Source organism: Rhizobium viscosum, assembly GCF_014873945.1.
Lineage (GTDB): Bacteria > Pseudomonadota > Alphaproteobacteria > Rhizobiales > Rhizobiaceae > Rhizobium > Rhizobium viscosum.
In genome coordinates, this window is the sequence record NZ_JADBEC010000002.1 from 2,300,415 (window position 1) to 2,314,047 (window position 13,633).

The window sequence follows — 13,633 nt, forward strand, 5'->3', positions numbered from 1 at the left end:
CCTTTTTTATGCCGCGCGAGGCGGCTGAGCAGCCGGATTTCGTCTACGACCTTGCCAGACGCGGCATGGATATCGCCAGCATCGATTGCGCCTATGACGCCGAAAAGGCCTGGGCCGCCATAGCGGCCAGCGAGTGTGTCGTGCTCAATAAAGGTTCCGCCGTGGCCGAAGCCGCGACGCTGCTCGACAGCCGCCGGCCGGATGGATGGTTACATATTCAAGAAGACGCCGACCTTGCGGCCGCTGAAATCGTGGTTTGTGCTGCTTGGTCGCGTTTGTCGCGCAACACCATTGCTTTTGTGCGTTATATGAACAAAGATCGAATATCGCACAAAACTCTTGCCGTTCGACTGGCTCTCGCCTTATTCCTTACACATCGGAAGGCACGAGGAAGCCTCATCCGGCAAGGAGAGATCCAGCATGGACAAGACAATCAGGAGCGCGGCGGAAGCCGTCTCCGAAATCGGCGATGGCGCCACCGTCATGATCGGTGGTTTCGGCGGCTCCGGCGCGCCGATCGAGCTCATTCACGCCCTGATCGACAAGGGACCGAAGAGCCTCACCGTTATCAACAACAATGCCGGCAATGGCCGGATCGGCATCGCTGCCATGATCGATGCGGGCATGGTGCGGAAGATGGTTTGTTCCTTCCCGCGCTCGTCCGATCCGCGTGCCTTCACCGACAGGTATCTTGCCGGGCAAATCGAACTGGAGCTGGTGCCTCAAGGCACGCTCGCCGAGCGCATCCGCGCCGGCGGGGCTGGCATTCCAGCTTTCTACACACCGACGGGCTACGGGACCGAACTTGCAGAAGGCAAGGTCATCGCCGAGTTCGATGGCCGCCACTATGTGCAGGAGCGCTGGCTGAGGGCCGATTTCGCGATCGTCAAGGCGCAGGTCGGCGATGTCCACGGCAACCTCACCTACAACAAGGCCGGCCGCAACTTCAACCCGCTGATGTGCATGGCGGCTGCCAAGACGATCGCGCAGGTCTCGAGCATCGTGCCTGCCGGCGGCATCGATCCCGAGCACGTCGTCACACCCGGCATCTTCGTCGACCGCCTCGTCAAGATCGCCAATCCGCAACAGGAAGAAGAGCTCATTCGAGCCGGGGTGGCCTATATATGACCGTCGACACCAGAGAAGACATCAAGCTTTCCAATGCCCAGATCGCCTGGCGGGCGGCGCAGGACATCGCCGACGGCGCCTATGTGAACCTCGGTATCGGCTTTCCGGAAATGGTCGCCCGCTACCAGCCGCCGGGCCGGCAGGCGATCTTTCACACGGAAAACGGCATCCTCAACTTCGGCGAGGCGCCACCATCAGGTGAAGAAGATTGGGACCTCATCAATGCCGGCAAGAAAGCGGTGACGTTGAAGCCGGGTGCGGCATTCTTCCATCATGCCGACAGCTTTGCCATGGTGCGCGGCGGCCATCTCGATGTCGCGATCCTCGGGGCCTATCAGGTCGCTCAAAATGGCGATCTCGCCAACTGGCGCGTCGGCGCCAAAGGCGTGCCGGCCGTCGGCGGCGCCATGGATCTGGTGCATGGTGCGAAACAGGTCTGCGTCATCACCGAACATGTCACCAAGAATGGTGAGCCGAAGCTGGTCGACAAATGCAGTTTCCCGCTGACGGGTGTCGGCTGCATCACCCGCATCTATACGAGCCACGCCGTCATCGACATCAAGGACGGGCGTTTCGTGCTGCGCGAGAAGCTTGCCGCGATGTCCCTCGATGAACTGCAGGCCATGACCGGCGCACCGCTCCATATCGAGGGGCCGGTTACCGATCTCGTCGTTCCCGAACTCTGAGGATAAGTCCATGACCGAAGCCTTTATCTGCGATTATATCCGCACGCCGATCGGCCGTTATGGCGGTTCGCTTTCGTCCGTGCGTGCCGATGATCTCGGTGCCATTCCGCTGAAGGCGCTGATGGCGAAGAACGCATCCGTCGACTGGGACGCGGTCGATGACGTCGTCTTCGGCTGCGCCAATCAGGCGGGCGAGGACAACAGAAACGTCGCGCGCATGTCGCTGCTTCTCGCCGGCCTGCCGGTGTCTGTGCCGGGCACGACGATCAACCGGCTCTGCGGGTCGGGCATGGATGCCGTCATTACCGCGGCGCGCGCCATCCGATCAGGCGAAGCCGAACTCGTGATCGCCGGCGGTGTGGAGAGCATGTCGCGAGCGCCCTTCGTGATGCCGAAAGCTGATACCGCGTTTTCGCGTGCTGCCGAAATCCACGACACGACGATCGGCTGGCGTTTCGTCAATCCTCTGATGAAGAAGCAATACGGCGTCGATTCCATGCCGGAAACCGGCGAGAACGTTGCCGAAGACTACAAGGTGAGCCGCGAGGATCAGGACGCCTTTGCCGTGCGCTCGCAGGCGAAGGCTGCGGCCTCGCAGGCGAGCGGCAGGCTCGCCAAGGAAATCACTTCGGTGAGCATCCCGCAGCGCAAGGGCGATCCTGTTATCGTCGAGAAGGACGAACATCCGCGCGCAACCAGCATGGAAGCGCTCGCCAAGCTGCCGACACCTTTCCGTCAGGGCGGTACGGTGACGGCCGGCAATGCCTCGGGCGTCAATGACGGAGCGGCTGCCCTCATCATCGCTTCGGAAGCGGCGGCCAAAAAGTATGGCCTGACGCCGATTGCCCGTATTCTCGGCGGTGCGGCCGGGGCCGTCCCGCCGCGCGTCATGGGGATTGGCCCGGTGCCCGCTTCGCGCAAGTTGATGGCACGTCTCGGCCTGAAGCAGGAACAGTTCGACGTGATCGAACTCAACGAGGCTTTCGCCAGCCAGGGACTCGCAGTGCTGCGCGAGCTCGGCATTGCCGATGACGATCAGCGCGTAAACCGTAATGGCGGTGCGATCGCTCTCGGCCATCCGCTCGGCATGTCGGGTGCTCGCATCACCGGCACCGCGGCACTGGAGCTTGATCAAACCGGCGGTCGTTATTCGCTGTCGACCATGTGCATCGGCGTTGGCCAGGGTATTGCTGTGGCGCTGGAACGGGTCTGAGCGGGCCTATTCGGGGATCGACTGCATCATGATTTGGCTGCGCAGGGCCGGTGCCTCCGCGCCGAAATAGGTCTTGAGAACGGTAACCCTCACCGCGAGCCGGAGGCCGAGACTATGGCCTATCGGTCATTTGTCAACGGCAGCACCCGTTGCCGCAGGCATGCCCATCTCGCTCTTTCGTGCATTGCCCTTCTGCGATCTCGCCTGCTAAGACTGGCACATATCGTTTCATCACCTATGTCCTTGGTTTTTCGGGAGGCTATCGTCGCCATGGCAGATCTTGCTCAACTGCTTGCATCCATCAAGATTCCAGACCTTGCCGGCAAGGCTGTGCTGATCACCGGCGCCTCGACAGGCATCGGCGCAGCCGTCGCCCGCGCCTTCGCCGCGCAGGGCGCCAAGGTCGGCGTACATTACAATTCAAGCCGTGAACCGGCCGAAAAGCTTGCCGATGAGATCAGGGCAGCCGGCGGCACCGTTCATCTCGTGCATGGCGACGTCTCGCGGGAAGGTGAGACGGAGCGTGTCGTCGAAGAGACGGCCAAGACCTTCGGCCATCTCGATGGCCTCATCAACAATGCCGGCGGCATGCTCGGCCGCAAGCCGACTTCGGAATATACCGATGAGCATTATGAAAAGGTCATGAACCTCAATGCCCGTTCGGTGCTCGCCGCGACGCGCGCTGCCCATCCCTGGCTGAAGAAGCAGGGCGGTTTCATCATCAACACGACCTCGATTGCGGCGCGCAACGGCGGCGGCAATGGCGCAATTCTCTATGCGGCATCCAAGGGTTTTGTTTCGACGATCACCCACGGACACGCCAAGGAATTTGTCGCCGACAGGATCCGCGTCAATGCGGTCGCGCCGGGCGTCATCGCAACGCCCTTCCACGAGCGCTATACGAATGACGAGCAGATGGAATTGCAGCGCAAGTCGATTCCAATGGGCTTCGTCGGCACGTCGGAAGATTGCGTCGGCGCTTATCTCTTTCTCGCCTCGCCGACCTTGTCAGGTTACATCACCGGTCAGATCATTGAGGTCAATGGCGGCCAGCTGATGCCCTGATGGGCTGTAAGGATGGCAATTTACGGAACTTTCGCACTGCAATGACGTTTCCCGCTTGGCCATTCATCAAGCGGAGGCGTCATGAGCTTTTCCTTTTCCGAACTCGACTTCCTGAAACCGGAGCTGGGGGCGGAATATATTGGTTCAGGCACGCATTTCGCGGTTTTCTCCGCACACGCAGAACAGGTGGAGCTCTGCCTGTTCTCTCCCGACGGCAAGAAAGAGATTGCCCGGCTGCCGCTGCCGAAGCGCGAGGGTGATATCTGGTCGGGCTACATCGCCGGCCTCGGTCCAGGGACGGTCTACGGCTACCGCGCGCACGGTCCCTACGATCCGAAAAACGGCCATCGCTTCAATGCCAACAAGCTACTGCTTGATCCCTATGCCAAACAGGTGCACGGCGACCTCAAATGGGACGACGCGCTCTATGGGTATACGATCGGCAAGGACGATCTTTCTTTCGATGAGCGCGATAGCGCGCCTTACATGGTCAAGGGCGTCGTTCAGGATCCGGATTTCGACTGGGCCGGTGAACAAGCGATCCGGCGGCCATGGCCGGAAACGATAATCTATGAGGCGCACGTCCGGGGACTGACGATGCTGCATCCAAAAGTGCCGGACAGATTGCGCGGCACCTTCCTCGGCATGTGCAGCGATCCGATCATCGATCATCTTGTAAAGCTCGGCATTTCCGCGATCGAGCTGCTGCCGATCCAGTTCTTCCCGAACGACCGCTATCTGGAAGAGAAGAAGCTCACGAATTACTGGGGCTACCAGACGCTCGGTTTCTTCGCACCGCAGGCACGCTATCTCTCGGGTGACAAGATCACCGAGATCAAGACCATGGTGAGGAAGTTCCATGCCGCCGGCATGGAAGTCATCATGGACGTCGTCTATAACCACACGGCCGAGGGCAGCGAGAAGGGGCCGACGATGTCTTTCCGCGGTCTCGACAACGCAAGCTACTACATCCTCTCGCCCGACGATCCGCGCCATACTTTCGATACGACAGGTACCGGCAATACGCTGAACGTCGCTCATCCGATGGTCATGCGCATGGTGCTGGACAGCCTGCGCTACTGGGTCGGCGCCATGCATATCGATGGTTTCCGCTTCGATCTTGCCAGCACGCTCGGCCGCCAGGATCTGGAATTTGACCGGCAGGGCCTGTTCTTCGGCGCAATCCGCCAGGATCCGATCCTTGCCGGGGTCAAGCTGATCGCCGAACCCTGGGATGTCGGGGCCGGCGGCTATCAGGTCGGCGGCTTCCCGCATCCTTTCCGCGAGTGGAACGATAAGTTCCGTGACGATGTACGCCGCTTCTGGAAGGGAGACGGCGGAATGGTGTCGGAGATCTCGCAGCGCATCACGGGCTCGGCGGTGCAGTTCAATCACTCGGATCGCGGGGCGACATCATCAATTAATCTGCTGTCGGCACATGACGGCTTCACGCTGATGGATACGGTTTCCTTCGACGACAAGCACAATGAGGCAAATGGCGAAGACAACAGGGACGGTCATTCAGACAATCATTCGGACAATATGGGTGCCGAGGGCGCGACCGATAACGAGGACATCAACAGGCTACGTGCGCGCCGCCGCCGCAACATGATGGCAACCTTGATGCTCTCGCAGGGCGTGCCGATGATCCTTGCCGGCGATGAGGTCGGCAACAGCCAGATCGGCAACAACAATGCATACTGTCAGGACAATGAGATTGGCTGGACGAAATGGGACGGCCTTGATGATCCGTTCCTTGACTTCTGCCGCAAGGTCGTCGCGTTCCGCAAGGCGCATCCGGTGCTGAGGCAGGAGCGCTTTCTGACGGGCGACAGTACCGAGGATGGCCGTATCGAAATCGCCTGGTACAAGCCGGACGCCAGTTTCATGGATGACGGTGCCTGGAATGATGCTGGGTTGCAAGTGCTCGGGGTCTATCTCTCGAAGAGTGCGCATTCCCCCGATACCGAGGAGATGGATGATCTCTATCTGGTCTTCAATGCCGGTGGCGATTGCGAAGTGCATTTGCCCGAGGTCAACGGTCTGAAGCACTGGGCGCGTGTACTCGATACCGGCGCTGAAGAGGATGCTTTCAAACTTCATGAGCAGGCGGGGCCGGTGATCGTCTATGCCCAAAGCATTGCAGTCTTTGCGCCGAAGGGGCAGACCCAGCCGCCAAAGGATGCAAGCAAGGCCGAACGGCGCAGGTGGTTCCACTTCGGTCGGCGGAGCAGGTGACGGATCAGTAGCAATCAATGAATGCCGACGTCATTACCGAGCTTGGTCTGATTTATGTCAGCGATACCGAACCGGGTATCCGCAGACGACGAAAGGGCAAGGGCTTCAGCTACACGCTGCCAGACGGGAAGACACTGGCCGACGAGATCCAGCGGGCACGCATCCATGCGCTCGGCCTGCCGCCGGCCTATAAAAATGTGTGGATCTGCATCGATGAAAACGGTCATCTGCAGGCCACCGGCTTCGATGTCCGCGGCCGCAAACAATACCGCTACCACAAGGACTGGCAGGCCTTCCGCAGCACAGGAAAATTCCATCAACTCATCGAATTCGGCAATGCGCTGCCGAAGATCCGGCGGACGGTGCTGCGCCATCTCGATACCGGCGCGGAGGACATCAACGGCGTGCTCGCAGCGCTGACGATATTGCTCGACGAAGCGCATCTGCGCGTCGGCAACCAGGCCTATGTGAAGGAGAACGATACCTATGGTGCCACAACGCTGCTGAAGCGCCATCTGAAGATCGTTGACGGTCGCATCGAATTGAAATTCCGTGCCAAGGGCGGCAAGCGCGTACAGCGCAGCCTCAAACATCCACGCCTGCAGAAGATATTGGAAGAGATCGCCGATTTGCCGGGCAGGCAGCTCTTCGTCTGGAAAGACGAGGCAGGTGCACTGAAACCGATCGATTCCGGCCGGCTGAATGCCTATCTCGCTGACATCTCGGGCATTGCCATTTCCGCCAAGACCTTCCGCACATGGGCAGGTTCGCTTGCCGCTTTCGGTGCGGCGCGCTGCGCAATATCAGAAGGACGACGGCCGACCGTCAAGGAAATGTCGGAAGCTGCGGCGGAAATCCTGCATAATACGCCGGCGATCTCGCGCTCCAGTTACATCCACCCGGCAATCATTGCGCTTTCAGCCAAGGATGAGACGCTGGAGGAGGGCAGTAGCGAGCCCCTGCGTGGGCTTCGGGCGGATGAGAACCGCATGCTGGATTTCCTGACATGCCACACCATTCCCGAGTGAGCAAAAAGAAGCGCGTGTAGCGCGTCTAACAGGAGCGTAAGCGTCAGGTGGCGCGCTTCTCGTGGCGGTCTTCCTCGATCTCTTTGAAAAATCAAAACGAAAACAGGTTCAGGACGCCTCCATGTCGAGTTCCGGATAGTGGCGGAAAATGCCTTCCGTGCTGAAAGGCAAGCGGTGGTCGGATTTCAGATAGCGGGCGATGTTGGGGCGATGTTCGACGCTGTCATGGAGGGTGGCAAGCAGCGGATATTTACTGCGGTAGCTGCTCATCGCCTTTGGAAAGGCATAAACGAGACCCTCGACGATCTGGAAGAGCGACAAGTCCACATAAGTCAGTGCATCGCCGGCTACATGTTTGGCGCCATACGGATTCTGCTGCAGCACGCGTTCGAAATAGCCGAGGAATTTCGGGATGCGCTCCTTGATGAAATCGGCTGAGCGGGCCTTCGCCTCTTCCTTCTGGTCTTCGTAATAGAGCGAGGTGGCGATCGGATGATGCGTGTCATGCACCTCGGCGACGAAATCGGTGATCGTGAGCTGCAACCCGTTTACGACATAGCGCAGCCCTTCATCATCAGGTGCCAGTCCGAGTTTGGGGCCGAGATACAGAAGAATGTTGGCGACATGGGGGATGATGAGATCGCCGTCCTTGAGGAAGGGTGGGGCGAAGGGAATATGGGCTTCGCTATCGCTCCGCATGACGCTCAGCATCGCGCCAGTGCCACGCCCGCGGCCGGATTGGCGAGTAATGTCGATATAGTCGGCACCGGCTTCCTCGAGCGCCAGTCGCACAAATTCCCCACGGCCCTGGATGCCGTCCCAATAATAAAGCTCGTAAGTCATATGCCCTCATAATGTCTTTAACGTCTTGTTTCGCGGCCGAAATCCTTGCGCAGTTCGTCCTTCGCCTTTTCAAGTGTGCCCTTCTGCTTCTTCGTCAACTGCTCTCCGGCGCGATTGATGTAGAAATTCAACATCGACATGGCTGACCGGAAGGGGCTTGATTTGCGCCGGTCACTGTTTTCGGCCGAATGTTTGAGGGAATCGGCGATCTTCTTCGGATCGTTGGACGTGAAGACACCTTCCTTGAGGTCCAAGGCGTCACTGTTTTCGGTGACACCCTGTGACCATTTCTTCTTGCTCTTCGCCATTGCGATTGTCCTTTACGGCAGCGGCATGCGGCGCGAGGCCACCTGCCGCGTTGTTGGTGTCTGATGGTGCGTCAGTGATGGGCGCGGTGTTCGTTGCGCTTACGAGTGGCGGCTGCTTTCTTGGCGGAAGCGGAACGTTCTTCCTTCGAGCGCGATGCAGAGGCGCGGCCGCCGATCTGTCCGCCCTTTTCGGAGGATTCGTTCGTATCCTTCTTGCCGCGCCCGGAGCCTGATTTGTTGCCGCCGCCGCTTTCCTTGTTGACGGTTGCCCATGCACGGCGTTCAGCCTCCCCTTGGGATACGCCGCGGTCCTCATAACCTTCCTCGATATGCTCGGCCTTTCTCTTCTGCTTGTCAGTATAAGCGGATTTGTCACCTCTCGGCATGGCTGCCTCCTTCGGTTCGAATGAGGCCCAACCATTTGCTATCCAAAAAGTTCCGAGGTCGTACCGACCGTCTGTTCGGGAAATATCGGGAACTTGACGGTCCTGAGGCAGTCAGGGCCTAGGCAATCGGGCGCTGGCGGGCAGCGGTCTTCACAGCGCGGTCGAGTGCTGCGGTGGTAAACGGCTTTGGCAGCAGCACCGAACCGGAAAAGCGGTTCACATCCGGCAGACTGCTGTTGCCGGTCGCAAAGACGAGGCCAACCGACGGGAAAGCTTCGCGTGCCAGCGCTGCGAAGACCGGGCCGGACATGCCCGGCAAGCCGACATCGGCAACGATAATATCTGTATTCGTATCTGCGCTGCGCAGAAGTTCGATGCCCTGTTCTCCGCTGTCGGCTTCGATCACGTCATAGCCGAGGTCCCGAAGGATTTCGGCAGTATCCATGCGAATGAAGACATCATCTTCGACCAGCAGAAGCTTCAGCCTGGCCTGGACGATGTCGCGCGGCTGCCCGCTGGCCGACAGCGGCATCGGGTTGGTCTGGCGGCGTTGCGCCTGATTGAGGAGGACGTGGCGGACTTTCTGCGCCAAGGCCTCCCGTGTATAGGGCTTGGAGAGGAGCTCCAGGCCGGGATCGAGCCGGCCGCCATGGACGATCGAATTTTCGGTATAGCCCGACGTGTAAAGCACGGCGATGTTGGGCAGGCGCTCACGGGCCATGCGCGCGAGCTCCGGGCTCTTCAGCGGACCAGGCATGACGACATCGGTAAAGAGCAGGTCGATATGAGCGCCGCTTTCGATCACGGTCAGCGCGCTTTGCGCGTCCCTGGCCTTCAGCACGTAATAGCCGAGATCGGTCAGCATCTCGACGACGGTTGCGCGCACACCCTCATCATCCTCGGCGACCAGAATCGTCTCGGTGCCGCCGGTTGCGGGAACGTTGTCGCCGGCGGCGATCCTGTCTTCGCTTTGGAAGGAGCGGGGAAGATAAAGCTTCACCGTCGTGCCTTCGCCGATCTCGCTATAGATCTTCACATGGCCACCGGACTGCTTGACGAAGCCGTAGACCATGGAAAGGCCGAGACCGGTGCCCTTGCCCTCCGGTTTGGTGGAGAAGAACGGTTCGAAGGCCTGCTCGATAATCTCCGGTGGCATGCCCGTCCCAGTGTCGGTCACAGCGAGCACCACATATTGGCCGGCTGCGACCTCCGGGTGAGTGCGACTATAGGAATCGTCGAGAAAGGCATTGCCCACTTCGACCGTCAGCTTGCCTGCGCCATCCATTGCATCGCGGGAGTTGATCGCAAGGTTCAGCAGTGCGTTCTCAATTTGGATCGGGTCGGCAAAACTGTTCCAGAGGCCGCCGGAGACCATGGTCTCCACTTCGATTTCCTCACCGAGCGCGCGGCGCAGCAAGTCATCCATGGCAGAGACGAGGCGGCCGATATTGATCACCTTCGGCTCCAGAGGCTGGCGTCGGCCGAAGGCGAGAAGCTGGCTGGCGAGCCGTGATCCGCGCTCGACGGCGGATAGCGCGTTGGAGATGCGCTCTTTGGCTCGGCCGTTATTCGTCACATCTTTGCCTAGAAGCTGGAGATTGCCCGAAATGACCTGCAGCAGGTTGTTGAAATCGTGCGCGACGCCGCCGGTGAGCTTGCCGATCGATTCCATTTTCTGCGCCTGCTGCAGGGCTGCCTCCGCCTGCTGGCGTTCGAGGATTTCGGCAGCGACACGGACCTCGAGCGTTTCGTTCAATTTGCGGAGCTGGTCCTCGGCCTCGCGGCGCTGGACGATCTCAAGCTCGGCAGCGCGGATGAGCCGGGCGTTGTCGATTGCGACGGCAGACTGGCCAGCCAGGCTGACGAGGCTTGCCTCTGCCGCATCAGAAAAGCGGGCGGGCTGGCTGTGACCGAAGAACAGCCCGCCAATGACGCTGCCGTCGCGCGACTTGACCGGTACGGCGAGATAGCTGCGCACAGGAAGGTGGCCGCTCGGCATCCCGGAATGCGGCGCATTCTGCCCATAGCGCGGATCAAGCAGAATATCGTCGGAACGCACGACGCCTTCGCCGCTAAAAGTCGGTGCAAAGACCTTGGTGTTGCGCGGCATCGGAAACCTGTCAAAATGTTTCCGGTCGACACCCGACAGCGCATAAAGCATGTAGCTGCCGCCTTCGCCGTCATCGACATTGTAGAAGAAGGCGCCGAATTCGGCTGATGTCAGCGCTACGCCGGCATCGACGGCGATCTGTGTCAGGCGATCGACATTGAGCTCGGCGGTGATCGCCGAGCCAGCTCTGTTGACGACGGCGAGCGTTGCCGATTTTTCCCGCGCCTCATCCAGCGCGACGCGCTCCCGGCGCTTGGCAAGCACCTGGTCCGTCACTTCCATTGTCGCGCAGAGAATGCCGGCGACCTTGCCGTCATCGTCCCGCAGCGGCGTGTAGGAAAAGGTGAACCAGGTGTCTTCCGTCTGCCCTTCGCGCCGCATGGGAACGTGCAGTTCCTCGTAGAGCTGTGACCGACCGTTAAGCGTGGCCTCCACGATCGGCTCGAACTGCGGCCAGATATCCGACCACACGTGCTGAAACGGTTTTCCGAGAGCGGCAGGATGCCGTTCGGGAAAGATCGCGACATAGGCGTCATTGTAGATGAAGGCGAGTTCGGGGCCCCAGGCGACGAATTTCGGCTGGCGTGAATTGACAACCATTTCCGCGATATGCCGGAGTGAACTCGGCCATGCTTCGACTGATCCGATGCCGGCAGCATCCAAACCATTCCGGCGCAGCAAATTCCCGATTTCGCTATCGCCTTCCGGCCAGCGGCCCCCAACCCGTGCCATCAAAATCGCTTTCAATCTTACTGTGGCATCACCCGAGCCGGGTCTGCCGGTCCACCGTCGACAAAATAGAGGCGTCGGGCAGCAGGGAAAGGGTGAGCTGCAAATATCGTTAACCGGGAAAGTGTCCGATTACTCGCAGAAAGGCTGTTTATATTTGTTATTCCTCGTCCAGTTTCTGCGAGGTGATGAAAGCGCGGCTCAAGGCAAAGGAACGAAGCTGGATCGGTTTGCGTGGATCGCGAAAAAATACGCCGACTATATTATCAACCAGAAGGATAAGCCCCAGTGCGAAACCGATATAGAGCAAAGCGGCGATCAGAAGAAGCGACATCTCCATCCCTCACACCTATGCTGGAAAACCCCGGGCGGAGGCCGCGGGAACCGGGATAACGACGGAATGGGCGAAACAGCTGTTCATGGCGACTTCCCCTGCTTGCCCATAGACAGCCGGAGGATGCTCTTGTTCCCCGTTTCGAGGGGTGGACGCAGCTTTTTTACAAAGCTGTCCAGACGGACGTTTCATTCGGCTTGTGGTCACCCCCGCACAGAAGCTGGCGCTTCATGAACTTCTTAGCGCGCAACTAATTCAAACTTATGACAAAAAAACCTCAGGGGCGCCGCGAAGGCGCCCATTTTCATCAAGATTTGAAAATTTCTCTTCAGGAAGCCGACTTGCGTACGCTTGTCCGCTTCGGGGCCGGTTTGACGATGCCATCGGTCTTTGTATTTGTTGGCGCCTGTTTGGCAGGTTTCTTGGCTTCGCCGCCATTCGTGACCTTGGTCGCTGCTGCCGGTGCCGCCGTCTTGGCTGCCACAGCCCGCTTCGCCCGAGGTTTCGCTTCCTTGCCGTTTGGAGATTTTAACACCCCCTTGAGCGCATCATGCTCAGCCCTTGCTTTTTCCCAATGGACGGAATCCCGTCCCGTCGGGTGTCCCTCTTCTTCCCAGAGGGCATATGCACGTTTTTGTATCCACTCTTCCCGAGTTTCTGCCATCGCTGATCTCCAGTCACAACATGCCGTCGTTCGAACGCGATACTGTTGAAAAGGTTCCAGACTATTGGGCCGGTTTCAAGTGGATTTGCGAAGTAAATCGGGAATATTTTTGCATTGCAGTATTTATAGGCAATAACTCGTTCTAGTTGCCTTGATATTGGACAGCGCGGTGCAGATCCTGGATGAAATTCGCACGCTGGCGCGCGGCATCTTCTTTCTCGCGAATCCGCAGGAGGAAAGAAGGATGGATGGTCACGAGAACCGGCGGATGGTTCTCCGGCGTGAGGATGTGACCGCGCTCGGGTGTCAGTTTCACCTTCGATCCGAGGAGAGAATAGACTGCTGTTGCACCGAGTGCGACGATGAGATTCGGCCGCACGACGTTGATTTCGGCACCGAGCCACCAGGAGCAGCGCTGGATCTCCCCCGCATTGGGTTTCGAATGTAGCCGGCGCTTGCCGCGAGGCTCGAACTTGAAGTGTTTGACTGCGTTGGTGACGTAGCATCGCGAGCGGTCGAGCCCAGCCTCCTCGAGACAGACGTCGAGCAGGCGTCCGGCCGGACCTACGAATGGGTGTCCCGCGATATCCTCCTTGTCGCCGGGTTGTTCGCCGACGAGCATGATCTCGGCCTTTTGCGATCCCTCGCCGAAGACGATCTGGGTGGCATTCTTGTAAAGTTCGCAGCGTGTGCAACCTTCCGCTTGACGACTAAGCTGATCGAGGCTGGTTGCGTCGGCGCTTTCAAGCGTGAAGGCGGGGCCGAATTTCGGTGCGACGTTCATGGCAGCAATCCCGTGGCTTTCACCCTCAACCGATCGCGCTGCGGATTGTTCCTGCCTGTTCGGAACAACCCGCAGCCTCAGGAATTTGATGCTGATTGGAAATCACACGGGGTGAGG

The 13,633-nt window shown here is 59.4% G+C and carries 13 protein-coding genes; 6 read left to right on the forward strand and 7 right to left on the reverse strand.

The window, feature by feature from the left end; all coding sequences use genetic code 11:
* Nucleotides 1-420: 420 nt before the first annotated feature.
* The 6 genes from H4W29_RS31485 (at nt 421) to H4W29_RS31510 (ending at nt 7,358) form a co-directional block, all read left to right on the forward strand.
* Nucleotides 421-1,128 (forward strand): 3-oxoacid CoA-transferase subunit A, encoded by a 708-nt coding sequence (locus H4W29_RS31485; protein WP_192732663.1) that lies wholly within the window; start codon nt 421-423, stop codon nt 1,126-1,128.
* Complete coding sequence (locus tag H4W29_RS31490; RefSeq protein WP_192732664.1) at nt 1,125-1,814, forward strand: CoA transferase subunit B; 690 nt, start codon at nt 1,125-1,127, stop codon at nt 1,812-1,814. Before H4W29_RS31485 ends, H4W29_RS31490 begins: the two co-directional genes overlap by 4 nt.
* A 10-nt stretch (nt 1,815-1,824) precedes the next feature.
* Nucleotides 1,825-3,027 carry a 3-oxoadipyl-CoA thiolase gene (pcaF, locus tag H4W29_RS31495; RefSeq protein ID WP_192732665.1) on the forward strand — a complete coding sequence of 401 codons (1,203 nt, stop codon included), beginning with the start codon at nt 1,825-1,827 and terminating at the stop codon, nt 3,025-3,027.
* Nucleotides 3,028-3,297: 270 nt separating this feature from the next.
* Nucleotides 3,298-4,092, forward strand: coding sequence for an SDR family NAD(P)-dependent oxidoreductase (locus H4W29_RS31500; RefSeq protein ID WP_192732666.1), 795 nt, complete (start codon nt 3,298-3,300; stop codon nt 4,090-4,092).
* 81 nt (nt 4,093-4,173) lie between these two features.
* A complete protein-coding gene (gene glgX, locus H4W29_RS31505) occupies nt 4,174-6,330 on the forward strand; it encodes a glycogen debranching protein GlgX (protein ID WP_192732667.1) in 2,157 nt (718 codons plus the stop codon).
* 17 nt (nt 6,331-6,347) lie between these two features.
* On the forward strand, nt 6,348-7,358 hold the full coding sequence (locus H4W29_RS31510) for a DNA topoisomerase IB (protein WP_192732668.1): 1,011 nt from the start codon (nt 6,348-6,350) through the stop codon (nt 7,356-7,358).
* A gap of 108 nt (nt 7,359-7,466) precedes the next feature.
* On the opposite strand, the gene H4W29_RS31515 is transcribed toward H4W29_RS31510, so the two are convergent.
* The 7 genes from H4W29_RS31515 to H4W29_RS31545 form a co-directional block, all read right to left on the reverse strand.
* Nucleotides 7,467-8,201: a glutathione S-transferase gene (locus H4W29_RS31515; RefSeq protein ID WP_192732669.1), complete on the reverse strand. Its 735-nt coding sequence runs from the start codon at nt 8,199-8,201 to the stop codon at nt 7,467-7,469.
* Between the two features lie 17 nt (nt 8,202-8,218).
* The gene (locus tag H4W29_RS31520) at nt 8,219-8,509 is read right to left on the reverse strand and encodes a DUF3175 domain-containing protein (RefSeq protein ID WP_192732670.1); all 291 of its coding nucleotides are present in this window, start codon (nt 8,507-8,509) and stop codon (nt 8,219-8,221) included.
* A gap of 71 nt (nt 8,510-8,580) precedes the next feature.
* Nucleotides 8,581-8,895 (reverse strand): plasmid stabilization protein, encoded by a 315-nt coding sequence (locus tag H4W29_RS31525; RefSeq protein ID WP_192732671.1) that lies wholly within the window; start codon nt 8,893-8,895, stop codon nt 8,581-8,583.
* Nucleotides 8,896-9,013: 118 nt separating this feature from the next.
* Nucleotides 9,014-11,737, reverse strand: coding sequence for a response regulator (locus H4W29_RS31530; RefSeq protein ID WP_192732672.1), 2,724 nt, complete (start codon nt 11,735-11,737; stop codon nt 9,014-9,016).
* A 157-nt stretch (nt 11,738-11,894) separates the two neighbouring features.
* Entirely contained in the window at nt 11,895-12,074 is a 180-nt protein-coding gene (locus H4W29_RS31535) for a hypothetical protein (RefSeq protein ID WP_376776598.1), read from the reverse strand.
* A 322-nt stretch (nt 12,075-12,396) separates the two neighbouring features.
* Nucleotides 12,397-12,732, reverse strand: a complete 336-nt coding sequence (locus tag H4W29_RS31540) for a DUF2934 domain-containing protein (protein ID WP_192732674.1) — start codon at nt 12,730-12,732, stop codon at nt 12,397-12,399.
* Between the two features lie 142 nt (nt 12,733-12,874).
* The gene (locus H4W29_RS31545) at nt 12,875-13,516 is read right to left on the reverse strand and encodes a UdgX family uracil-DNA binding protein (RefSeq protein ID WP_192732675.1); all 642 of its coding nucleotides are present in this window, start codon (nt 13,514-13,516) and stop codon (nt 12,875-12,877) included.
* Nucleotides 13,517-13,633: the final 117 nt, after the last annotated feature.

Excerpts from the sequence above, each read along its gene's own strand:
- glgX (WP_192732667.1), top strand. The coding sequence starts at position 4,174 with ATGAGCTTTTCCTTTTCCGAACTCGACTTCCTGAAACCGGAGCTGGGG.
- H4W29_RS31545 (WP_192732675.1), bottom strand. The coding sequence starts at position 13,516 with ATGAACGTCGCACCGAAATTCGGCCCCGCCTTCACGCTTGAAAGCGCC.
- H4W29_RS31525 (WP_192732671.1), bottom strand. The coding sequence starts at position 8,895 with ATGCCGAGAGGTGACAAATCCGCTTATACTGACAAGCAGAAGAGAAAG.
- H4W29_RS31540 (WP_192732674.1), bottom strand. The coding sequence starts at position 12,732 with ATGGCAGAAACTCGGGAAGAGTGGATACAAAAACGTGCATATGCCCTC.
- H4W29_RS31520 (WP_192732670.1), bottom strand. The coding sequence starts at position 8,509 with ATGGCGAAGAGCAAGAAGAAATGGTCACAGGGTGTCACCGAAAACAGT.
- H4W29_RS31485 (WP_192732663.1), top strand. The coding sequence starts at position 421 with ATGGACAAGACAATCAGGAGCGCGGCGGAAGCCGTCTCCGAAATCGGC.
- H4W29_RS31530 (WP_192732672.1), bottom strand. The coding sequence starts at position 11,737 with ATGGCACGGGTTGGGGGCCGCTGGCCGGAAGGCGATAGCGAAATCGGG.
- H4W29_RS31500 (WP_192732666.1), top strand. The coding sequence starts at position 3,298 with ATGGCAGATCTTGCTCAACTGCTTGCATCCATCAAGATTCCAGACCTT.
- pcaF (WP_192732665.1), top strand. The coding sequence starts at position 1,825 with ATGACCGAAGCCTTTATCTGCGATTATATCCGCACGCCGATCGGCCGT.
- H4W29_RS31515 (WP_192732669.1), bottom strand. The coding sequence starts at position 8,201 with ATGACTTACGAGCTTTATTATTGGGACGGCATCCAGGGCCGTGGGGAA.
- H4W29_RS31490 (WP_192732664.1), top strand. The coding sequence starts at position 1,125 with ATGACCGTCGACACCAGAGAAGACATCAAGCTTTCCAATGCCCAGATC.
- H4W29_RS31510 (WP_192732668.1), top strand. The coding sequence starts at position 6,348 with ATGAATGCCGACGTCATTACCGAGCTTGGTCTGATTTATGTCAGCGAT.
- H4W29_RS31535 (WP_376776598.1), bottom strand. The coding sequence starts at position 12,074 with ATGGAGATGTCGCTTCTTCTGATCGCCGCTTTGCTCTATATCGGTTTC.